This window comes from Argonema antarcticum A004/B2, from assembly GCF_023333585.1.
Lineage (GTDB): Bacteria > Cyanobacteriota > Cyanobacteriia > Cyanobacteriales > Aerosakkonemataceae > Argonema > Argonema antarcticum.
In genome coordinates, this window is the sequence record NZ_JAIQZN010000026.1 from 25,694 (window position 1) to 48,259 (window position 22,566).

A 22,566-nucleotide genomic window follows, 5' to 3' on the forward strand; every position below is an offset into this window, starting at 1 on the left:
AGTCAAAAGTCAAAAGTCAAAAAAAAGGAATCCCACTACCAACTACCAAATCTAAAATCTAAAATTTAAAATCTAAAATTCCTTATGACTCCTCCTCAGCCTAAACGCCCCCCACAAACGATTTTCGGTGCAATAACTCAAGCGGTACAGACAGTTCAAGCGAAAGTTCATTTTTCTCAACTGGTACTTAAACCGAATACCAGGGTGCCAGAACTGCGGGTACAGGATAGCGATGTGGACAAAGCAGAAGTATATCCTCTGTTAGGCGATCGCTACAGCTTGGGCCGCAGCTCCAAATCCTGCGATATCATCGTCCGTAATCCAGTAGTCAGTCAGATTCACCTATCTTTGACCCGCACCGGACGCCGCCAGAAGTCCTTCGAGATTAAAGATGAAGGCTCAACCAACGGCATCTATCGCGGTAGACGCAGAATTGCATCGAAATTGCTCAGACATGGCGATATCTTTACTCTAGGGCCACCAGAACTGGCGCAGTCTGTCCGAATTCAATATTACGATCCACCCCCTTGGTATGTTAAAGCGACCACCTGGGGGCTTTACGGCATCGGTGGATTGACGGCACTGCTGGTGTTGGCAATTGCGATCGAGTGGCAGAAATTCTCCGTGCGTCCCCTGCCGACGGCAACGGGGGGGCCAGTAATAGTGATCGCCCGTGACGGACAAACGCCCTTGCGTCCGCCTCGCACGACCTCTCACGGAGAAATGAAGCAATTATCGGAGTTTTCCCCCTATTTGCCCAAAGCTGTAGTTGCCTCTGAAGATAAACGCTTTTACTGGCATTTGGGTGTCGATCCGATCGGCATTGCTAGAGCAACTTTTATTATTAGTAAGGGGGGCGATCGTCAAGGCGGTAGCACGGTGACCCAGCAGGTCGCCCGCAGTTTGTTTCGAGAATATGTTGGGAGTGCAGATTCTCTGGGTCGCAAAGTGCGCGAAGCTATTGTTTCCCTGAAGTTAGAATTCTTTTACAGCAAAGACAAACTGCTGCTGACTTACTTAAATCGCATCTTCTTGGGGGGCGATACTTACGGCTTTGAGGATGCTTCTCAGTACTACTTTGGTAAGTCTGCTAGAGATGTATCTTTGGCCGAGTCTGCTACTTTGGTGGGGATTTTATCGGCTCCCAATAATTTTAATCCCTGTGGGGATAACCAGAGTCGCCAAAGAGCGATCGTACTCCGCAACGCCGTGATTACTCAGATGCTAGTCCAAGGTAAGATTAGCCCAGAAGAGGCAAATCGGGGGCGGCGAAGTCCTCTGGAAGTCAGCCCCAAGGTTTGTCAAGACCAATCCAATACTATTGCCCCTTATTTTTACAGTTATGTTTTTAACGAACTCCAGTATCTATTGGGGGAGGAATTAGCCAGAGAGGGAAATTTTACGATCGAAACCTCTCTCGATCCCCGGATACAACGGCAAGCTGAAGCATCTTTGCGTAACTCTGTCAATAATTCTGGGAGAACTTATCAATTTTCGCAAGGTGCGATCGTCACCCTTGACTCCAGCACTGGTGCGATTTTAGCCCTTGCTGGTGGATTGGATTACAAACAAAGTCAGTTTAATCGCGTCACCCAAGCGCACCGACAAGCAGCATCGACTTTCAAGATTTTTACTTATGCTGCGGCTCTAGAACAAGGCATTTCACCCGGTAAGCTGTATTCCTGCGCTTCCCTAGTTTGGGTTAACCGTTACGAAGGATGCAATCATGGTGCTAGCGGCAGTACAGATATGTACAAAGGTATGGCTCTTTCTGAGAATGTAATTGCTCTACGGGTGGCTCAGGATGTCGGTTTGGATAATGTGGTGCGAATGGCGCAGCGTCTGGGAATAGAGTCGAAACTCAATGCCGTACCGGGTTTGGTTCTCGGTCAAAGCGAAGTTTATCCTTTAGAGATGACTGGTGCTTTCGGTGCTATAGCAAATCGTGGCGTGTGGAATCGTCCTCATGCGATTACTAGAATTTTAGATAGCGGCGATTGTAGCGATCGCAATAACCCAAGTACCTGCCGCGTGATTTATGCCTACGATCCAGCTACTAACGGCAAGCGAGTTCTCAGACCAGAAGTAGCTTCTCAAATGAATAGTTTACTTCGAGGCGTCGTCAGAGTCGGTACAGGTCGCAATGCTTCTTTAGGACTGGGAGAAGAAGCTGGTAAAACAGGCACCAACAGCGATAACAGGGATCTTTGGTTTATTGGTTATATTCCCAGTCGGCAGCTAGTCACAGGAGTTTGGTTGGGTAACGATGACAACTCCCCAACTAGAGGAACTAGCGGTCAAGCTGCCCAAGTTTGGGGAAACTATATGCTTGACACTCCAACACCTAAAAGGGGATAAGATTATTAAGAGATTTCCCTCTTAATACCCCTATTGCTAGAGTTCTTGGTAGCAATCCTTTTGCCAAAAATGGCGGTCGGTCTGCTATCTTTGTCTTTCACCAAGCGCAGAGAAGCGTGATTACCGATTTTAGATCGAAGTTCGGTGTGTAAATTTAGTATACCAGGAACGGAAGAACCTCAGATCTAAGTAAAAGACAACTAACAATAGACAACCAACAACAGGTAGAAAACTTATGTTCAATAATCGAAGTCTACAAGGCCGAATAATCAGCGCGTTTATGTTTGTCGGTTTTATCGTATTAATTGTGGGTATGATAGGCTGGGTTTCTACTTCTAGTTTAGGCACAAAGCTTACCACAGTGAGTACAAATAGCCAGCCAGCAATAGAAGGATTGTGGAAAATCAAGGAAGGTCAAACCCAAATTGAATCATCAGAAGGAGCTTTGCTAGATCCACTACTTAACGCAAATGAAAGACAGGAGCAATTAGCGAGAATAAATTCGGCGTTGCAACAAATCGACGAGGGATTTAAGCAATATGAACCAACTTATCGCAGTGAAGAAGAAGAGAAAATATACAAACAACTGGTGGTAAAGTGGGATAAGTGGAGGCAAGATCAGCAAGAATTTGTGCAACTCAATCAACAATTTGAGAGCCTGGGTATTTTAAACCCCCAGCAAGTGCAGCTTGACTTGATCGCGAAGGGGCAGGAGAATACTCCACAATTTGCCGCAGCACAAGCGGCAACAAATGCTTTTAATAAACTCCATCAAAAATCAAAGGCTAATCGAGTTTCGTTTAAGGCAGCGACAGAATCAATTCTCGAAGATATCAAGCTAAACGAAGATGTGGGAAAAAAAGCTTATGAGGAAGGACAGCAGAATATAGCTCAAAGTAGGTTCTGGGTGATTTTAGGTATGACGATCGGCCCATTGACTGCTTTAATTTTTGGTATTTACTTTAGCAATACAATCGCGAAACCATTGGGGGCTAAAATTGCTGGAGTTGTAACAATAGCAGAAAAAATTTCTGTGGGGGATCTTACATCTCAAGTCCAAGTAACCGAAGAAATGGATGAGATCGGACAATTACTTGCCGCCTTCCGCCAGATGAGTTTAAACCTAAATTCATTAATTCGCCTGGTGCAGCAGTCGGGTATTCAGATCACCACTTCTACCACTCAAATCGCCGCTTCTGGCAAACAATTAGAAGCCACAGTTACTGAACAAGCTGCTTCCGCAAACGAAGTTTTAGCCACAACAAACGAGATTTCTGCCACCTCTAAAGAACTGGTGCAGACAATGGATCGAGTTGCGGAACTATCCCAAGCAACCGCCACATCTGCTGGCGGCGGTCAAAAAGATTTAATTCGCATGGAAAACACGATGCGTAATTTAGCTAATTCCACAAATTCTATATCTACAAAACTGGGAGTAATTACCGAAAAAGCAAATAACATTAATAGCGTTGTTACTACTATTACTAAGGTCGCAGACCAGACAAATTTGCTTTCTCTCAACGCCGCTATAGAAGCGGAAAAAGCGGGAGAGTATGGGACTGGTTTTGCAGTAGTAGCCAGAGAAATCCGCCGATTAGCAGATCAGACAGCAGTGGCAACTTTAGATATCGAAAACATGGTAAAAGAAATGCAGGCTGCGGTTTCCACAGGTGTGATGGAAATGGATAAATTTACAAAAGAAGTGTTTGAGTGTGTTGAAGATGTTGGCAATATCAGCGTGCAACTAGGGTCAATTATTCAGCAAGTGCAGAGTCTGACACCGCGCTTTCAAGTGGTAAATCAGGGTATGGATGCTCAGGTGCAGGGGGCTGAGCAAATCAAGGAGGCTATGGTTCAGTTAAGCGAAGCTTCGTCGCAAACGGCTGATTCTCTGCGGGAAATTAACCGTGCCATCTCGCAATTGAACGAGGCGTCACAAGGCTTACGCCAAGAAATATCTCGTTTTAAGGTGAATTGAGCAGATATAGGAAATTTTAAATTGCAGATTGCAGATCTAATTTAAATCTAAAATCTAAAATCTGAAATTCTCCTCAATTCCCCGAAATTTACCGATAGCCTCGCCAAGGGCTGACTTGCGGAACACCTCTAAGGGTAAACACTACCTTGAAGTAAGCAAGAGGTGCTTCGCTACCAGTAGCTGATGAAGTTGGAGTGCTAGTAGATTTTAGTTTAGGTAAGGGGGTTTGGTTTTCGTAGTCCCTAGCTGGTTGGTTGCGTGCTTCATAGTCTGCTATTGTTCCGTCTGGACGCATAGCTACACGGTAAAGCAACTGTCGTGGAAACTTTAAATTTTCTTCTTTGTTTTGCAGAATTTGCTGCTGGAGTTTTCCGTTCAAATCTCTGAGCGTGTTATTGTCAGTAATTTCTGACCCCACGGTCGCTGTTGTCGGCGCTGTGGATAATTCTGAAGGTGTTGGGGAAGCAGTTTCGGATGCTAGGGGTGTTGGGGAAGCAGTTTCGGATGCTAGGGGTGTTGGGGAAGCAGTTTCGGATGCTAGGGGCGTTGGGGAAGCAGTTTCGGATGCTAGGGGCGTTGGGGAAGCAGTTTCCGAGACGGGGGAAGCTGAAGGCGTTTCCGATGCCGGGGGCTCTGGCCCGATCGGCCCAGAACCAGTTGTAACTTGTCCTTCTGCACCGGAAGTAGTAGAAAGCGAGTTAGAGTTGGCTTGGGGCAGAGGTTCTTTGGGTCTCTGCACTTCTGGAATGGGGACGAAGAAAAGAGCTATAGCAGCCACAGCCAAACTCGACACCCCTATAGCAGCAGGTGCAGCCCGCTTAAGGACTGGTTGGTCAGCATGAGCGTATCGCCGTTCTACAGGCGTCAAAAGCAGCGACAATCCCGGCAAAGTTTGAGAATCGGCAAAAAACTGATCCACCGCCTCCACCAAATCGAACAGCTGCACCGTCGTTATATCAATCTCAACTGGTGCTGTCGATCCTGTCTTACCCATCGTGCCGTTAGATGCCAGATGAACATCCCCCCGGCGTTGCACAATCAATCGATGTAAATTCCGATTGATTCGTCGTAACTGCACCAACGGCGGCTCATGGGTATCATAAGGATGATGTACACCACTTAAAAACTCCTGGGCATAACGGCTCACAGCCGTCACCAAGCTATCAAAAAATTCTCTTCCGCCGGTCAGTGGTGGCGCAGAACCTGCCAAGTGACACTCTGCATTCACCAAAATCGACATGACTGGGCGCACCTCTAATTGGCCGCTACCAGTGGTTGCATCATTCAATCCCTCCAAGAGCAGAGTGCAATTGGGCAGACTGTACTGGCGTTGTATAGTCATTTTGAGTCGTTAGTTGTTACTTGTAATTTACAATTTCAGATTTCAGATTTTAGATTTTAAATCTAAAATCTAAAATCTGAAATTTCCCAGCGACGGATTAAATTTCGCCGTCAAACAGACTGCTCCAAAACCGCTGCATTCCAGCCGTGCCGGTACAAAATAGCAACTCTCCCAACAGCGAAATGGCGAGATCGTTTAATTTTTCGTCAGAGGTGTAAGCGATCACTCCAGAGCGTCGGGGGTTCATCCGGCTGCGGAAGTGTTTGCGGAAGCGATCGAGGTAGTCAGAAAGGCGAAAATGATGTTCCATCGACAGTTGCTTCTCGCTCAGTTGTTGATATGCCAGTAGCAATTGCCGGATCAAAACCGTCATGCGTCGCGCCAGGTAGGAGGCAATCACCACCAAAGCTTTCGCCTCCACAACACTCAGAGAACGGCGCTGGCTGAACCGTCGCAGGGGATTGGCACTGCGAAGCCGCCATAGGTTGACTCGATTTTTAATAATATCTTGTAGTTCTAGTTCGGAAGCTGTGGTCAGTATGGCTTCGGAGCCGCTGAGATCCAAGGCTTCGATTGCCAGTAGAATCAGGTCAATTTGCAGCCTTGCGCGGCGCGGCATTTCCCGATCCTCAAAAATAGCTGGAACGGGTAGGCTGTCCAAAATGACGGGAATGGATTGGGCTGGTGGACTATCTAAATACATTACGTTAGCGGAGACTTTCATTTAGACTGGCTGGTTAGGTGAAGTGGACTGTTGCAAAAGCAATCCAAAACCGATCGCATCACTGACTTGTGACTTTTAGTCTCGGTCTTTGTGCCATACCTCTACCCTACCTGTTGAAGAACCGAGCTTGATTTTGAATCTAGGCATTTATATCAACCAGTGCAACTCTCTAGTGTACGATTTCTGAGACATCTATTTGCAGGGCGATCTGAGTGAAGGGGAATGGGGACTCTTGATTGGGGCGGTGTTGACGTACCCTACGTACTGGAGACCGATCGAGTTTCATCTTTCTTCAAATGGTCGTTTTGCTTTTCGATCCCTGTCCTAAACGCAATTTTCGATGAAAAATATATGGATTTAAAGTCTCTGATCCGCAACATTCCAGATTTTCCCAAGCCGGGAATCCTATTTCGGGACATTACCACTCTTCTGCGATCGAGCGATGGGCTCCGGTATACGATCGACACTTTTACCCAAAAGTGCAAGGACACCTTCCCGGCGGTGGATTATGTGGTGGGAATGGAGTCGCGTGGGTTTATTGTGGGAGCGCCTTTAGCTTATCAGCTGGGCGCTGGCTTTATTCCTGTCCGCAAGCCAGGGAAGTTGCCAGGTGAAGTTCACTCGATCGAGTATGAGCTAGAGTACGGGACCGATCGGCTGGAGGTACACAAGGATGCTTTGCAACCAGACTGTCGGATCTTAATTGTGGACGATCTGATTGCCACAGGGGGAACGGCTGCTGCTACGGCAAAGTTGGTACAGCAGGCAGGCTGCGATTTGGTTGGTTTTGGATTTATCATCGAGCTACGGGATTTGGATGGACGCCGACATCTTCCCGATGTGCCGATCGTGACGCTGATCGAGTATTAGCGATCCGATCGCAAAGGTTTTAGATTTTGGAGCGCTCCAAAATCTAAAATTGCTGTATGCGAAATGGACTCTATGTTTGATGACTTTTACTAAAAATTCCTCGAATCGCAGATCGTTGGAGGCTGGTGGGAATTGGCTCTGGGCCCTGGTCACCAGCGAGACGTTTGTATATGTGGTAAAGCGACTATTGCAGGCCCTGTTGACCCTGCTGCTGGCTTCAGCACTTTCGTTTGCGATCATTCAATTGGCTCCAGGCGATTACTTAGATACGCTCAAGCAAAATCCTAAGATTTCGCCGGAACGGATTGAGGAACTCAGGCGGCAGTTTGGTTTAGATCGATCGGGCCTTGAGCAGTATATGCTATGGCTGTGGCGGATTGTCACCAAAGGTGATTTTGGCACAAGTTTTGTTTATCAGCGATCGGTCGCTTCTTTGTTGTGGGAGCGAATTCCGAATACTCTGCTGCTGGCAATTTCTTCCCTGATTGTAACTTGGGCGATCGCAATTCCGTTAGGCATTGTTGCTGCCGTAAATCAAAATCGCCGCATTGACTATTTCCTACAGTTGCTCAGTTATACCGGACAAGGATTTCCCAGCTTTATCACAGCCCTGCTACTCCTAATCTTGGCGCAAAACATTTCTCCAGTGTTTCCAGTCGGAGGAATGACGAGTATTAATTACGCGGAACTAACGCCGTTAGGTCAAGCTTTGGATATTGGCTGGCACATGATTTTACCCACTATAGCGCTGAGTATTACCAGCTTTGCTGGGTTGCAGCGAATTATGCGCGGAGAATTGTTAGACGTTCTCCGCCAAGATTACATCCAGACAGCTCGTGCTAAAGGTTTGCCAGAAAACAGGGTGATTTATGTTCACGCGCTTCGCAATGCGGTCAACCCTTTGATTACTTTATTGGGTTTTGAGTTTTCTAGTTTGTTGAGCGGTGCCTTTATTTCCGAGTTTTTCTTTAACTGGCCTGGTTTGGGGCGTCTGATTTTGCAGGCGGTGTTAGCTCAAGACCTCTACTTGGTCATGGCGAGTCTGATGATGGGAGGTGTCATGCTGATTGTGGGCAATCTGTTGGCAGATTTGCTACTCAAGGCAGTAGATCCCAGGATTCGTCTGGAAAATCTGAATTAGGGACTTTTGACTTTTGATTTCTGACTTTTGACTTTTGACTTTTGACTTTTGCTATGTTCTCCCAAATTTATTACCTAGTTCGTTCTAAAGCTGACGGTCGCTATCTGGCTGCCCATCCTGACAGAGATTCTAAAGGAGCTAATGCTGGCTATCTGCTGCTGTTTAACGTAGATTTCGAGGCGCTGAGCTATCTCAACACCCACGGCGCAAATGTAGTCGATCGCTTTGGGGTAGAATCTATTCCTGGCTCTCAGCTAAAAAATCTACTTCAGCGTTGGGGTTTTGCGGGTGTGGGAATGATTCGAGACCCACTCTTACCCAGGATTGAATTTTTCTCCCTAGATTGAGTCATGTCATTTAGATTTATTTTGGCTACAAATTAACACTCTTTGGCGTAGAGTCAATTCGGGAATTGACTCTACACCTGTAGCAAACATTTATGTAATCCATATTAGCAATAAGATACTTCTTTTGATAGATGATAAATGCTTTTGGATCGAGCAATAGAAACCTGCCGAAAAGATTTAATCAGCAACCCGATACGTCTTTTGGTAGATGATATATGCGTTTGCAGCAATCAATACAGATCTATCTAGATACAGAGGCAAGAAAGTTAAAAATTTGAGCAAATAGAGGAAGGTCGTGGAAATAAACGTTTGTTTAGCCTATTAACGACCAATAGCTACCAATTTCGATAAATAGGAGAACCTTTCAATGCGCTCTATTCGTTTTAACATTTCTACTCTGTTGCGTCCAGTTCGTTTTCTGCTCAGTCTTTGTGTTTGTGCCGTGCTGTTGATGTCCTACGCAACACCTGCTTACAGCGCCAGCACCAATACCAGCAGTCCCACCCAAGGTGAAGCAAACCTGTTAGAGATTGAGAAGAAATCACAAGAAGCCGTTTTGTCCAATCCCTACGATCTCAAACAGCAAGTTGATAAAACTAATCCGGGTTTGAATGAAGTTCAAGGAACCGCTGACATTGACAAGATGAAACGTCCTGGAAATACCAAGGGCGTTGAATCTGTGGAACAAATTATCGGAAACACGCTAGAAAAAGCTGCGGGCAAAGATTAGGTAAATCGGGCGTTTTCTTACTTCCCTGACAATCTGCCGAGATAATTTATCTCGGTTTGTCGCTAGTATTGAAGAGGGTAGGCATAAGTAAGTGTCTGCCCTGATTTTTATAGCAAAATGCTGAGTGCTTCGGCTTTAGTACAAACACACTCCCAGCCTTGCTTTGAGCGTTTAATACTGTCTTAACCGCCTTAGCGGTATTTAACTAGGTTCCGTACTTATGAACGGTTGAAGCGTTACGCCCAGGAAATGCAGGGAAGTTTATTTGTGACAGAAGAACTGCGGAAAGCCATTGATGAAGTTTATCGTTATCCACTGCGACAGTCGGCAATTGATACGTTAAACCGTCAGCTAAAAAGTGGCATTAGCAATCAGCAGTTAGCTGAATTGGTGGTAGCCTTGCGGATGGATGAACGTTTGTGTATCATTAGTGAAGAGGCTGAAAAACAGGAACCGATGATTATTTGTTCTCTCAGACTATTTAAGGAGGAATAATTTATGGTGCTTTCACTTGAGTTACCCGCTACACTGTCCTTAGAAGAATTTTTGCAGTTGCCAGAAACGAAACCCGCCAGCGAGTATATCGAGGGAAAAATTCATCAAAAACCTATGCCACAAGGAAAACATAGCAGACTTCAAACTCGTTTCCCTGCTGTTATTAATGAAGTCGGAGAACCTCAGCAATTAGCTTCTGCATTTACTGAGTTACGAGTGACTTTTGGAAACCGTTCTATAGTGCCAGATATCTCCGTTTTTGAGTGGTCGCGCATTCCCTTAGATGCGAATGGGGAAATTGAAAATAAGATTGAAATTGCACCGGATTGGGTAATAGAAATTCTGTCTCCCGAACAAAGTCCTACTCGTGTCATCGATAAAATTGTTTTTTGTCTGAAAAATGGTTCTCAACTTGGTTGGTTTATTGAGCCTCAAGAACGATTAATTATGGTATTTACTCCCAATCAGTTACCGACAACTATGGAAGGAGAGGATAGTTTGCCAGTTTTGAGTGTTTTGACTGATTGGCAATTATCCGTAGCAGATGTATTTGGATTATTAAGTTTTAGAGGAAATCAGTGATGACTATCGACTTTTCACAATCCTACAGTTATCATCCGTAAATTGGGTTTAACAAAATAAAACCAAATATTCAATATATATATAGCTTAAATCAAAATGAGCAAGTTAGGAAAACTGATAGAGCAATTTTTGTTAAATCCACCTGAAGTACGGTTTGAAGATGTTTGCTATGATATATCCTATCAGTTTCTACCCAGAGCCGGAAGGGGGTTATACTGTAATGATAAAAGACCTTCCGGGTTGTATGTCTGTTGGGGAAACTTTGTCTGAAGCAATGGAGAATATTCAGGAGGCGAGAGAGTTATGGATAGAGACAGCTTATGAATGTGGAGATGAGATTCCTTTACCTGCGACGGAAGTTGAGTATAGTGGCAATTTGTCATTACAAATTCCTAAGTCGCTGCACCGGAGTTTAGCAGAAAAAGCTGAAAGAGAAGGAGTTAGTATTGAACGTTATATCTTAACTTTGTTGACCAAAGCTGGTTAGTCCTTCATTAATAAATTATGACTAACCGCGCCCTAAAGCGCGGTTAGTCTAAACTCCAGTATTAATCGATGTTGACAAAAACAACATGGTATGAGTAACTTTATAGACCACGGCGCAGGCGTTGCATTCGGGCAGAAGAATTGTTGAAGACTGCGTTCGCGTAGCGTGCCGTAGGCATATCGCTTAGTACCCGAATGCTAATGCCTCCGGCACGCTTCGCGAACGCCCCTACCCACACATCGGATTGTTTTTTGTTTTTTTTCAAAGCGGGCGGCGGGAATCGAACCCGCATTATTAGCTTGGAAGGCTAAAGTTTTACCACTAAACTACGCCCGCATTCGAGGAGGCATCGAGCAAACAAGCTCAGATGACACCTTAACTAGAATAACATAAATTTTCCAATATTCAACTATCCCGACAAACTTTTTTTCCTTCAACCTGAAGGTTGTTTGCCTGTAGGGTCTACCACAAAGGTGAGAACCGTTTCATCGACGCCTTTGAGCTGTAGAGAACTGCCTTTGGTAATTTCAGACTCGTCGAGATAATCGGCGACAGCAGCGGAAACGAGGATGCAGTCAGGTTCTGCGACTTGTTGAAGTCGGGAAGCAATATTGACGGTGGGGCCGATCGCGGTGTAATCTGCGCGTTCGGCACTGCCAAACATACCGACAACGGCGGTTCCTTGGTGGATGCCGCAGCGGAACTTAACGCGGGGAATGCCCTGATCTTGCCAGCGGAGGTTGAGTTCGTCGAGATATTGACGCATTTGACGTGCGGTTGCGATCGCTCTTCTCACCTGCTCATTGGGCGTCAGTTCCTCTGGGGCTCCAAACATCGCCAGCACCGCATCACCCATAAACTTATCCACAGTGCCGCCATTATCGAACACTGCCCTAGTCATAAACTCGAAATATTCATTCAACAACTCAGCCACCCGACGACTTCGCAAGGTATTCGACAGTTGAGTAAATCCCACAATATCGCTAAACAAAATTGTGACCAAGCGGGGTTCCGGCTTCAGATCCAGAGTCAAATCCCCAGCTGCTGCCTTCTTTACCATCGCTGGAGGTAAAAAGCGCTTCAGAACCGACTCAGTTAAGTATTTATTCAGATCCGTCACCCGTCGTTCATTTTCCTTAAGTACGAGCAGATTACGTACAGCCGCCAGTAATTCTCGATCGTTAAAAGGTTTGGCTAAATAAATATCCGCTCCCAGTTCCGTACCTTCAATCCGGGTATCTTCATCCACCTTAGCAGTGAGCAAGATGATCGGCGTTCCCTTCAAATCCGGCTGTTCGCGGATCATCCGAATCATCTCCAAACCAGACACCATCGGCATCATCAAATCTGTGACGATCAGTTCGGGACGGTTCGCTTGAGCTAGACCGAAACCCTCTGCCCCATCGCGAGCCATCAAAACACCAAACCCAGATGCCCGCAGAATTCTGGATACATAAGTTCTTAGATCTGGATTGTCATCAACCACCAAAATTGTGCGTTGAGTTGGCGCTTGAGAGATTCCAGTAGAATCTGAGTCTAACTCGGAACTTTCCACAGGGGTAAGCAGCTCCAAATCGGCCAATTCCACTGCGGCGCGATTTGGCTGCAATTGAGTTGCCACTTCCAGAACCTGATCGAGTGGCAGATGAAATGTTCCCGTTTGCAACCAAACTGTGAAGGTAGTTCCAGCTTGATAAATCGACTCCACCGAAATTTGGCCTCCGTGAAGTTCCACCAGTTCTTTCACCAAAGCCAGACCCAAACCCGAACCTTCGTAAGAGCGGTTAACAGACCCCTCTGCTTGACGGAACCGCTCAAACAAGTGGGGAATCTGCTCGGTGCGAATGCCAATGCCGGTGTCTTTCACTTGGATGCGGATGTGATCTCCAGCCGTTTCTAGCTTGACAGCAATACTGCCACCCGTTTCGGTAAATTTCATCGCATTTGACAGCAGGTTGTAGAGTACCTTGTCAAATCTTTCCGGGTCTAAGTAGACCCTTGGACAGGAGTTTAGTTCGGTGATCAGACGCAGACCCTTTTTTTCGCAGTAAGGACGGAAGGCTTCTATAATTTGGCCGACCATGATCATCAAATCGCAAGGGCGGAAGCTTGCTTGCATACGTTTGGCGTCGAGTCGCTGGAGATCGAGCAGTTGATTTACCAGACGCAAGAGTCGGCGGCAATTGCGTAGGGCAATTACCGCTTGGTCGTAGGGCAAATCTTCTTGGTGATTGACTACCGATTCCAATGGCCCCATCATCAGGGTGAGGGGAGTGCGGAATTCGTGGGAAATATTTTGGAAGAATTCGGTTTTTTGCTTGTCTAATTCTTGTAAACGTTCTGTTTGCTGTCGAGTTTTTTGATAGAGGCGGGCGTGTTCTACTGCGATCGCAGCTTGGGCTGCCACAGCTTGGGCCAAGTCTATCTCCACCTGTTGCCAGTGGCGAGGATTCGTCGCTTCCCGCAGGGTAATGCTGCCAATGATTTTGCCTTCAAACAATAGAGGTACGACCATCAAGGCTCGTGCCGAAGACCGTAGGGGCAAATCGAATCCTTTCATTTGGGAACTGGCTTCTAGGTCATTGATGACCACAGGTTGCATCGTGTTCAGCAATTGCTGCAACACGGGATTACCTGCTATAGGTGCCACAGACTGGGGCAACTGTGAAAGGTTTTGGGTTGAATTTTGTGTCGAAGAGAAAGTTTGGGGTCTTTGTCCTCCTAAAGTTTCGTCCCCTAAAGCCGTCCCTGCACTCCAAACTAAGGATTCAAAATTTTTGTCATACAATCCCACACACTGAACAAATTCATCTGATTGAGTCCAAAGGGAAAGAGTGCAGCCATCGACATGAAGGACTTGCCCCAGTTGTTGGGTAATGGCGGCAAAGATGTCCTGGGGATCGAGAGAAGAGCGAATGGCTGAAGTGATGGTGTTAATCAAACCCTCGCGCCTTGCCATAGCCAAAGAGCGATCGTAAGCGCGTGCTTGGGCGAGGGCGAGGGCAGCTTGATCCGCCACCATAAATACCAGTTGCACCTCATCATCCTGCCAGCGGCGAGGTTCTCCGCACTGGTGGAGTGCCAGCACTGCCATCAGTTCCATTTGGCAAATCAGCGGCACTACTAAGCTCGAGCGAATTTCAGCGGTAGAATAAGCTAGAGCACGTTCCTTTTCCAACGGGGTATCGCCCTGTAGCCGCTCATCCGTTAGTACATCATCGAATACCAGTACATCGTGGGTTTCCCACACCGTCTGCGCCAAAAGAGGAATTCCATTTGCTTCTCCTTCCTGCCTAACTTTCCTCAAGTCAGCAGAAGAACCGCCCAGCCTTTGGTAAACAAACCATTCGTCTACCATCCGGTTATCTTGAAAAGGACGCAGAATACAGATATCTACCTCCAGCATATGACCGACCGTATTGACGATCGTCTGGAGGATCTGCCGATAATCGGTGCGAGAGCGAATAGTATTAGTAACAGTATTGAGTAGCGATTCCTGACGCAGCGTGCGGCAAAGTTCCTGAGTGCGCGTTTTGAGGACGTTGTGAGTATCCAGCGCTTGCCGAACTACAGCTTGGAGCTGTTCGGAGTCCCAAGGCTTAGTTACATACTTGAAAACCTTACCGCTGTTGATCGCTTCTACCAAGTCTTCCACATCCGTATAGCCAGTCAAAATAATTCGGATGATATCTGGATACTGAGTTGCAGTGAGACTCAAAAACTCAGTCCCACTCATCAACGGCATACGCTGATCCGAGATAATTACGGCGATATCCTTCTCAGAAGCCAGGATTGCCAGTGCGGCTGGCCCTGATTCTGCCCTTAGCACTTTATATTCCCGATAGAAGGTGCGATACAGCAGGTCGAGATTATCTGGTTCGTCATCGACAACCAAAATTTTCGGCTTATTCATCTGTCTTCCCCCTTGGAGACACCCGCTATATTCTGCTTAGGAATTAGCGGTGTCGGAAAACGGGGGCCAGGTCTATGCCGCATTGCGTTTAACAAGAAGGAATAAAGAAGCTACTCTCCGAGGAGAAACTTTGATTCTTGGAGAGAGCGGGGGTAGTTGTAGAAATATTCGCAACACTAAATTTCTGGCTTAAACTGAGAAGCCAGCCTAACCTTTTGTAACAATTTTTTAAGGTTGCCTGACTTAACACTGGATTTAACTTTTAAGCGTAAGACAATGCTTATGACAGTTATAGTGCCAGTAGCAAGAAAGCGACAAGGTTGGCACGTACTAGCGTTAAGCTGTAAGAGAAATTCCAGTTTAGCATTGCTCGATCGATATATGCTCTTAAGCTGGCCCTCGTTACTAGAGTCCAGTCCTGGTAGGCGGGAAACATTTGGAGCGGAGTTTTTTGTGCCAAACGCTTTGCCCCCACAAGGTTGATACACCCTCTGTACGATCCTAATGCAATTGGCTCTAGCTGTTCGCTCTCCGAGGCTGGTCTTGGTAGTAACCACGCTGAACTTAACAATACCCCGGCATCAGCCGTGGCGAATATCAAACAGTAAAAAGTTGTGAAACCTTTGTTCTCGTCCTCAAAACACCGCCAGCAAAATGCGTTTCTTTCGCCAAACTCAGCCGAAACAGACGCCAAATGCAGGCAAATGCCTGAATTAGTCGCCTCAAAACACTTCCAAATCCGTGCCGCTAAAGTCAGGGATTTGACGAGTCTTGCAGAAATCCTTGCTGATAGCTTTCACTCTCGCACGGGTACGAACGGCTGGATTTATCCCTTGTTGCGTCTTGGCATTTACGAAGATTTGAGGAATCGACTGGAATCTAGTTCTCCTCGTTACTTATGTTTTGTTGCAGTAGAGCCTATCACTATTCGCCCCACCGACTGCGATTACCTAGCAGGAACAGTGGAAATGGCGTTGCGCTCAGCTCATCCGTGGCCACTGATGAATTTACCCCAATATCCCTATATATCCAATTTGGCAGTGCGAACTGAATGTCGGCGGCGGGGAGTAGCTAAACAATTGCTGCTTAGCTGCGAAAGAATTGCTCTGGGGTGGGGTTTCCATTATATTTACCTTCACGTCCTAGAAAATAACCATCAAGCACGGCGGCTTTACTTCAAGTTAGGGTATCGATTGCACCAAGTTGATTCGAGTTGGACTTCTCTGCTGCTGGGGCAACCCCGGCGTTTGTTATTGCGTAAGCACTTGACTGTAGATTAGTCTCCAAGGGGGAAGACGGATGAAACCTGAAAATGAGAGTCCAAACGGGTCGGAAATTATTGCTCAGTTAAACACCGGCAAGCTGTTAGTTGTGAGCAGAAATAGGCGCAATGGCCTCATCCTTTTCAAATCTTACCACGCGGAGTTTGCCGGGCCGGGAGCAGGTGTTGGTAGCACATTTGATCTGGATTGCAAGCGGGCTGTTGCTGTGGGCAATTTTTCGTTGGTTGTTCCAGAATCCTATGAGGAACGACAGACTGCTTATAAAACTCGACGGCAGTGGATTATGTTAACAAAACAGTTAACAGATAGGTCAGATCCGCTCGAACGAGCTGAGAAGCTCCTTGCCCAATTTGAAGCTTTTTTTGACAGTCAAACTGTGGCTAATCTGCCGGATGATGTGCTTGCTTATTTAGTTGGTGTTCTACCGCAAACGGTCGCTCTGGCACGTCGTAGTGGTGAAGATTGAAAAAGGGGCTAGAAAAGTCAAAAGTCACTCATTCAAAAGTTAAAATATAGCTAGGGACTAGGGGCTAGGGGCTAGGGACTAGGGACTAGGGAAAGAAGTGTTTATAATCAAGAATCAATCTCGAAAAAAGCCTTAAAAAAAGGAATTTGTCAGTTCTCCATGAGTGAAATACAAATTCCCACATCCCAAAAGGAAATCATAGAGGCGAGGATTGTACCAAAAAGTAGTTGTTATGTAATCGAAATAGTTTATGAACAAGTAGAGGAGACAACCAATCATCAACAAATAGCAGGTATAGACTTAGGAGTTAATAACTTAATGGCTGTAACTACCAATCAAACAGGCGTCAGACCTCTATTGATTAAAGGCAGACCACTAAAAGCAATTAACACCTTTTACAATAAACAACGTTCCTGTTTCCAATCCCAGCTAAAACTCAAGCATAATCAAACCCAATCTCACAAATTAAAAAATCTCACTCATAAACGTAACTGTATAGTAGAGAATTATCTACATACAGCCAGCAGAAGAGTGATAGATTGGTGTAGACAGCATCACATAGGAATCCTAGTAATTGGGCATAATCCGGCCTGGAAACAATCAATTAACTTAGGGAAAAGGAACAATCAACAATTTGTGAACATTCCTCATTATAGGTTAATAGAAATGTTGACCTATAAAGCTCAATTGAAAGGAATAAAAGTAGTCATCACAGAAGAATCTTATACATCTCAATCTAGTGCGTTAGATAGGGATGCTCTCCCTAAATATGGGGCTAAAAATCCAGTGTTTCAGGGACATAGAGTAGCTAGAGGATTGTATAAAACAGCGAATGGTATGTTATTAAATGCCGATGTGAATGGGTCATTTAATATCACGAGAAAAGTAATTCCTGATGTATTAAACCAAGGAATAAAGGGTTTGCCGTTTAACCCTGTGGTGCTTGACCCACTACGAATGACTGGACTTTCCGCCTTTGAGTAGGTTTGAGTAGGTTTTGTTGAGCGGTATTTTACTTTCCGTTTAGTCTTCTCTTGCCGCTATTTTTAGTTATTGAGAGAAGTTTGTAAGCGTTGGAGAGTTCGCTTATTTTCTTCGCTGCTGCCTACTGTAATGCGTAATCCGCCGCTGATATGGCGCACCACCGTGCCTTGCGCTTTCAGTTGCTGCACCAAATGGCTCAATTTCACTTCGTTTGAATTGTTGTCGCTGGCGATAAGACGCAGGTAGATAAAGTTAGCAGAACTTGACCAGACTTTTAAGGCTGGGTTCTGGCTTAAGTTATTAATTAACTCGTCTCGATCGGCTAAGATTTGAGGAATTGATGCCAGCAATAGTTGCCGATGCGTGAGGGCAATTAGGGCGGCAGTTTGGGAAAAACTGGGTAGATTGTAGGGCAAACGAACTTTTTCTAAAGCGGCAATTAATTCGGGATGAGCGATGGAATAGCCAACGCGATGAGCTGCTAACCGAAAAGCTTTTGAGAGGGTTCGCAGTATTACCCAATTGGGATGTTGTGGCAATTCACCAACTAGGGTTGTGTTGCTAAATTCAAAGTAGGCTTCGTCAATGACAATGAGAATTTCTTCTGGTAAACTTCGCAGCCAGTCTAGTTCTTTTGGGGTTAAGGCGTTGGCGGTGGGGGAGTTGGGATGAACGACAAATACTACTCGGATGGGGGAATTTTGTGTTTGTTCAATTGCTTTTTGTGCTGCTTCTAGATTGATTTCAAAGTTAGTTTCGTGGCGCTCGACTTTTACTACCTGAATGCCTAAAGTTTCAGCGAGAATGCCATACATGGAGAAGGTGGGAACGGCGACGAGGATAGAACCTTCTCCCCGCAAGCAGGTGGCAATTAGGATGGAGCGAATTAGTTCGTCGGAACCGTTACCAACGGAGATGTTGGCGGGTGTTATTGACAGGGAAGATGCCTGTGCTAGAAGAGAGACGGCTGATTCCTTGACGTATTCCGCGATCGCACTTTTTAATGCTGCATGACCGCCATCTGGATAGCGGTTGTTCTCAATTACTTGCTGATACGTCCAGACGAGCTTTTCTTTTAATTCGCTTGGCAAGTCAAAGGGACTTTCGTTGGTATCCAGGCGATCGATCGCAATTTCAGACTGGACTGGTTCGCCGGAAGTACCACCGGGATGGGGTGTATAGGCAGTAAGTTTAGCTAGGTCTGAGCGGATGAAGGGCAGCATAGCAATGAAAATTTTAGATTTTAGATTTTAGATTTTAGATTGAAATTCAATCTGGAATCTATAGCTAGGGGCTCTTTTGCTAGGGGAAGAAGGAATTAAGAATGTCCTAACTGCCGAGGGCGGTTGCTAAGCTATTTGGCACACTAAGTACGGAAGAGCCAAAAAGAAATACCCAAGTCAGGAAATCATCCGAATTTTGATGAAAAATCCAAGACTTATCCAAAGGCTATTCCCCACGCAAAGAATGACGCCTGCCGGAAATAGGGCCACGACGGCCAGGGAGTTGGGAAAATTGCAGGAAGCGGCGCAAGTGCTGCAAATCTGGATGATCGGGTAGCAAGTCTAGTTGTTCTAGAGCTTGATTGAGAGTAAATTCAGAGCGATAGAGAATGCGGAAAGCTTTTTTGAGGTATGCCAGTTCATCGGTGGCGATACCAGCGCGTTTTAGGCCGACAAGGTTGAGACTTCGCACCCGCGATGGATTTCCTTCAACTAGCATATACGGTGGCACATCGCGATCGATGCGACTCATCCCGCCTACCATCGCCATCCGGCCAATCCGAACAAATTGATGGATACCCAAGACTCCACCAATCACAGCTTTAGATTCAATATGGACGTGACCGGCCAAGGAAACAGTATTGGCAATCACGACAGAATCTTCGATCGCACAATTATGAGCGACATGGACATAAGCCATCAACAAATTGTGATTGCCAATTTGCGTTGCCTTACCGGCATCAGTAGCGCGATTGATCGTCACATACTCGCGAATCTTGTTTCCATCCCCGATTTTAACCCAGGTAGGAGAACCATCATACTTAAGGTCTTGGGGCTCCAAGCCAATAGCTGCACCTGGGAAAATTTGATTCTCTTCACCAATTTCTGTTGGCCCCTCCAGCACCGCGTGAGCGCCTATGACGGTTCGAGCGCCAACTTTTACTTTATCCCCAATGACCGCATAAGCACCGACCTGAACTGTCGGGTGCAGTTCGGCATTGGGATGAATTACAGCGGTGGGATGAATAAGGGTAGGCATGGAATTTTAGATTTTAGATTTTAGATTTTAGAATTGAACATCAATCTGCAATCTTCAATTTGAAAACTTTATCAATTTTTCCTTGCCTGCTCTAAAAAACTTACCCAAACTTAGTCAAACTTCATCAACAAAAGCGTGGTGTTTTCTTCCTGCTTCAACCAAGGTAGACGGCTACTTCTTGTCCACAGGCGTAACTTCAGGTCAAGCCAACCTTACTACATTATCTGGAGCATTCTCCAGATTTACTGAAGCATTTTCGTCTCTGTCTTGGACATGATTACACTTCTGGCAACGAAACACCCTCTCGGATAGTTTCATTGACTGAATATGTCTACACTTACAACACATCTTGGAGGAAGGATACCATCTATCGACTATCTCAACTTTCGTTCCATAATGTGCTTGCTTATAAATTAACTGACGACGTACTTCATAAAAGCAGTTGTCTGTTACTGCACGGGCAAGTTTATGGTTGGCAATCATTCCTGAGACATTTAAATCCTCAATTCGGATACAATAAACACGACGACTCAAATCAGTTGTCATCTTCTGAATTGTATCTCGTCGAATATTGCTAATCCTGGCATACCCTCTAGCTAATTCGATGTAGTATCTTTTGGCGTTGTTAGATGCTCCGATCCCTAACTTCTTGTTTCCTAAAACTTTGTTACGATTGTGCCATTGCCGCCTACTTTGCTTGGTTTTCGCTTCTTTGGTAGTAGCTGGTATGGTATTGAAGTCCCAACTTGCTGTGATGAGGTCTAAACCGTAGTTGTAGACAAATCTCTTAAAGCCAGCCATGCCGCGCATACTGGAGCGTTCAACGTTATTGAGTTTTAGCTCTCTATGAATAGCAAACATGGTTGAGTTTAGAAGTCCGCTACAATTTTAGCATAGTAGGGTTCGATCAAGTTGAGAAGGGTGTCTTTCCCTAAAAACTTGTCTACAATAGGGAAGTTTGAGAAAGAATTTGGCAATTTAATCAAGCTCTCTGTATTAGTCAGTTGTCAGATCCTTAAGAGAACAGGACTTTACCTATTACCAGGTTTAATCAACAAGAGAAAACATCAGTTCGCCTTCGCTAGCCAGTTGGCCATCTACTTCTGCACGAGCCTGCATTTTACCGAAGCGACGCCGCTTGACACAGAGTAGTTCCACGGTCATCACCAGCCGATCGCCCGGTACCACAGGACGCCGGAAACGGACTCCATCAATGCCAGCAAACAAAAACAGACCGCTTTCAACATCGGGTAGCTGAGTCAAAACTATACCACCCACTTGAGCCATAGCTTCGACGATCAGCACTCCCGGCATGATGGGCCGTCCGGGAAAGTGGCCTTGGAAATAGGGTTCGTTGACACTGACATTTTTAATGCCGACTGCCTTTTGCCCCGGTACGTATTCAATAATCCGGTCTACCAGTAAAAAAGGATAGCGGTGGGGCAGCAGCTTCTGAATTTCTTCAATTGTAAAAACCGTTTTGGTAGATGTCACCGAGTCAGATGGGTTTACTTCAATCAGTGTGGACATAGGAGAGAGGGAGAGGGGGAGAGGGGGAGAGGGGGAGAGAGGGAGAGGGGGAGAGGGAGAGGGAGAGGGGAATTTTAGATTTTAGATTTAATTTCAACAAAGAAATCTGAAATCTAAAATCTTCCCCCTAGTCCCTAGCCCCTAGCCCCTTCCTCAACAATCGGGCCAGTTGGATGTGCAGGTTGTGGCTGGCTTTGTAGGCCAAGAAGTGAGCAACGGGAAGAGTTCCCAGCAAACTCAGATCGCCTACTAAATCTAAAATTTTATGACGTACTGGTTCATTTGCAAATCTCAAAGGTGGATTAATCCAGCCATTAGCATCGCAAACCAAGGCATTGTCTAAGCTGCCGCCTTTGATTAAGCCTTTGGCACGCAGATCGTCGATTTGGTGTGCTAAACCAAAAGTGCGGGCGGGAGCGATCGCATCTGCAAAACTTTCCCTGCTTGGTGACCAGCTATACCACTGATTGCCGATCGCTGGCAAGTCAAAATCAATCCCGTAGGTAAATCGAGTCTCAGTCGCCGGTATAGCCGCCACAAAAGCATCTCCTCGATCGATCCAGACGGGTTGGAGGAGAGGGAGAGAGGGGGAGAGGGGGAGAGGGGGAGAGGGGGAAACCAGTCCTACGCGAGCGATCGCTTCTACCCAAACAGACGCCGATCCATCCAGCAGAGGCACTTCTGGGCCATCTATCTCAATGCGAGCATCATTTACACCCATTCCAGCCAAAGCCGCCAGCAAATGTTCCACAGTGCAGACAGATATTAAACCTTCACCTAGCTGAGTAGAGAGAAGAGTCTGACTGACAGCTTCTAAACGTGCCGGTACGATCGGGCCTTCTGGCAGATCGACACGGACAAAGTAACGACCTTCACCGATCGATGCGGGAAGTACTCGTACTTTAGTGACTATGCCACTGTGGAGTCCTACCCCAGACATTTCAAAAGCTGTTAAGAGTGTTTGTTGAATTTCCATTAATAAACGTTTTTTGAACAATCGGAGATGCTGGCGAACGCGAGTGCGTGCGCTCGGCATATTGCTGCCATCATTAGTAGTGGGTAGTGGGATTTTCT

General features: G+C 46.0%; 21 protein-coding genes and 1 tRNA gene. 13 read left to right on the top strand and 9 right to left on the bottom strand.

What is annotated here, in order from left to right:
* Nucleotides 1–84: 84 nt before the first annotated feature.
* A complete protein-coding gene (locus LAY57_RS13510; RefSeq protein WP_249067302.1) occupies nt 85–2,358 on the top strand; it encodes a transglycosylase domain-containing protein in 2,274 nt (757 codons plus the stop codon).
* A 235-nt stretch (nt 2,359–2,593) separates the two neighbouring features.
* Nucleotides 2,594–4,336: a methyl-accepting chemotaxis protein gene (locus LAY57_RS13515; protein ID WP_249067303.1), complete on the top strand. Its 1,743-nt coding sequence runs from the start codon at nt 2,594–2,596 to the stop codon at nt 4,334–4,336.
* Between the two features lie 88 nt (nt 4,337–4,424).
* Here LAY57_RS13515 and LAY57_RS13520 read toward each other — a convergent pair whose 3' ends face one another.
* Together LAY57_RS13520 and LAY57_RS13525 are read right to left on the bottom strand one after the other, a co-directional pair.
* Nucleotides 4,425–5,678 carry a DUF4335 domain-containing protein gene (locus LAY57_RS13520; protein ID WP_249067304.1) on the bottom strand — a complete coding sequence of 418 codons (1,254 nt, stop codon included), beginning with the start codon at nt 5,676–5,678 and terminating at the stop codon, nt 4,425–4,427.
* Nucleotides 5,679–5,775: 97 nt separating this feature from the next.
* Nucleotides 5,776–6,402: a DUF3038 domain-containing protein gene (locus LAY57_RS13525; protein ID WP_249067305.1), complete on the bottom strand. Its 627-nt coding sequence runs from the start codon at nt 6,400–6,402 to the stop codon at nt 5,776–5,778.
* 351 nt (nt 6,403–6,753) lie between these two features.
* Between LAY57_RS13525 and LAY57_RS13530 the strand changes: the two genes are divergently transcribed.
* The 7 genes from LAY57_RS13530 to LAY57_RS13560 all read left to right on the top strand — a co-directional run bounded on the left by LAY57_RS13530 (nt 6,754) and on the right by LAY57_RS13560 (nt 11,054).
* Complete coding sequence (locus LAY57_RS13530) at nt 6,754–7,272, top strand: adenine phosphoribosyltransferase (protein WP_249067342.1); 519 nt, start codon at nt 6,754–6,756, stop codon at nt 7,270–7,272.
* 79 nt (nt 7,273–7,351) lie between these two features.
* The gene (locus LAY57_RS13535; RefSeq protein WP_249067306.1) at nt 7,352–8,413 is read left to right on the top strand and encodes an ABC transporter permease; all 1,062 of its coding nucleotides are present in this window, start codon (nt 7,352–7,354) and stop codon (nt 8,411–8,413) included.
* Between the two features lie 53 nt (nt 8,414–8,466).
* Nucleotides 8,467–8,760 (top strand): hypothetical protein, encoded by a 294-nt coding sequence (locus LAY57_RS13540; RefSeq protein WP_249067307.1) that lies wholly within the window; start codon nt 8,467–8,469, stop codon nt 8,758–8,760.
* A 367-nt stretch (nt 8,761–9,127) separates the two neighbouring features.
* Nucleotides 9,128–9,490 (top strand): low temperature-induced protein, encoded by a 363-nt coding sequence (locus LAY57_RS13545; RefSeq protein WP_249067308.1) that lies wholly within the window; start codon nt 9,128–9,130, stop codon nt 9,488–9,490.
* 267 nt (nt 9,491–9,757) lie between these two features.
* Nucleotides 9,758–9,985: a hypothetical protein gene (locus LAY57_RS13550; RefSeq protein ID WP_249067309.1), complete on the top strand. Its 228-nt coding sequence runs from the start codon at nt 9,758–9,760 to the stop codon at nt 9,983–9,985.
* A 3-nt stretch (nt 9,986–9,988) separates the two neighbouring features.
* Complete coding sequence (locus tag LAY57_RS13555) at nt 9,989–10,567, top strand: Uma2 family endonuclease (RefSeq protein ID WP_249067310.1); 579 nt, start codon at nt 9,989–9,991, stop codon at nt 10,565–10,567.
* A gap of 169 nt (nt 10,568–10,736) precedes the next feature.
* A complete protein-coding gene (locus tag LAY57_RS13560) occupies nt 10,737–11,054 on the top strand; it encodes a type II toxin-antitoxin system HicB family antitoxin (RefSeq protein WP_249067311.1) in 318 nt (105 codons plus the stop codon).
* Nucleotides 11,055–11,319: 265 nt separating this feature from the next.
* On the opposite strand, the gene LAY57_RS13565 is transcribed toward LAY57_RS13560, so the two are convergent.
* Both LAY57_RS13565 and LAY57_RS13570 read right to left on the bottom strand, forming a co-directional pair.
* Nucleotides 11,320–11,390, bottom strand: a tRNA-Gly gene (locus LAY57_RS13565).
* Between the two features lie 97 nt (nt 11,391–11,487).
* Nucleotides 11,488–14,967 (bottom strand): response regulator, encoded by a 3,480-nt coding sequence (locus LAY57_RS13570; RefSeq protein WP_249067312.1) that lies wholly within the window; start codon nt 14,965–14,967, stop codon nt 11,488–11,490.
* A 282-nt stretch (nt 14,968–15,249) separates the two neighbouring features.
* On the opposite strand from LAY57_RS13570, the gene LAY57_RS13575 reads away from it, so the two are divergent.
* From LAY57_RS13575 to LAY57_RS13590, 4 genes are all read left to right on the top strand, one after another.
* A complete protein-coding gene (locus LAY57_RS13575; protein WP_249067313.1) occupies nt 15,250–15,450 on the top strand; it encodes a hypothetical protein in 201 nt (66 codons plus the stop codon).
* 221 nt (nt 15,451–15,671) lie between these two features.
* Nucleotides 15,672–16,247, top strand: a complete 576-nt coding sequence (locus tag LAY57_RS13580) for a GNAT family N-acetyltransferase (protein WP_249067343.1) — start codon at nt 15,672–15,674, stop codon at nt 16,245–16,247.
* A 19-nt stretch (nt 16,248–16,266) separates the two neighbouring features.
* Nucleotides 16,267–16,716, top strand: a complete 450-nt coding sequence (locus LAY57_RS13585) for a hypothetical protein (protein WP_249067314.1) — start codon at nt 16,267–16,269, stop codon at nt 16,714–16,716.
* 159 nt (nt 16,717–16,875) lie between these two features.
* On the top strand, nt 16,876–17,700 hold the full coding sequence (locus LAY57_RS13590; RefSeq protein WP_249067315.1) for an RNA-guided endonuclease InsQ/TnpB family protein: 825 nt from the start codon (nt 16,876–16,878) through the stop codon (nt 17,698–17,700).
* 62 nt (nt 17,701–17,762) lie between these two features.
* Here LAY57_RS13590 and LAY57_RS13595 read toward each other — a convergent pair whose 3' ends face one another.
* The 5 genes from LAY57_RS13595 to lpxC all read right to left on the bottom strand — a co-directional run bounded on the left by LAY57_RS13595 (nt 17,763) and on the right by lpxC (nt 22,468).
* Entirely contained in the window at nt 17,763–18,923 is a 1,161-nt protein-coding gene (locus tag LAY57_RS13595; RefSeq protein ID WP_249067316.1) for a histidinol-phosphate transaminase, read from the bottom strand.
* A 226-nt stretch (nt 18,924–19,149) separates the two neighbouring features.
* On the bottom strand, nt 19,150–19,962 hold the full coding sequence (gene lpxA, locus LAY57_RS13600; RefSeq protein ID WP_249067317.1) for an acyl-ACP--UDP-N-acetylglucosamine O-acyltransferase: 813 nt from the start codon (nt 19,960–19,962) through the stop codon (nt 19,150–19,152).
* Nucleotides 19,963–20,163: 201 nt separating this feature from the next.
* Nucleotides 20,164–20,823: an RNA-guided endonuclease InsQ/TnpB family protein gene (locus LAY57_RS13605; protein WP_249067318.1), complete on the bottom strand. Its 660-nt coding sequence runs from the start codon at nt 20,821–20,823 to the stop codon at nt 20,164–20,166.
* Between the two features lie 186 nt (nt 20,824–21,009).
* On the bottom strand, nt 21,010–21,492 hold the full coding sequence (gene fabZ, locus LAY57_RS13610) for a 3-hydroxyacyl-ACP dehydratase FabZ (protein ID WP_249067319.1): 483 nt from the start codon (nt 21,490–21,492) through the stop codon (nt 21,010–21,012).
* 127 nt (nt 21,493–21,619) lie between these two features.
* Nucleotides 21,620–22,468, bottom strand: a complete 849-nt coding sequence (gene lpxC / locus LAY57_RS13615) for a UDP-3-O-acyl-N-acetylglucosamine deacetylase (protein WP_249067344.1) — start codon at nt 22,466–22,468, stop codon at nt 21,620–21,622.
* Nucleotides 22,469–22,566 lie beyond the last annotated feature (98 nt).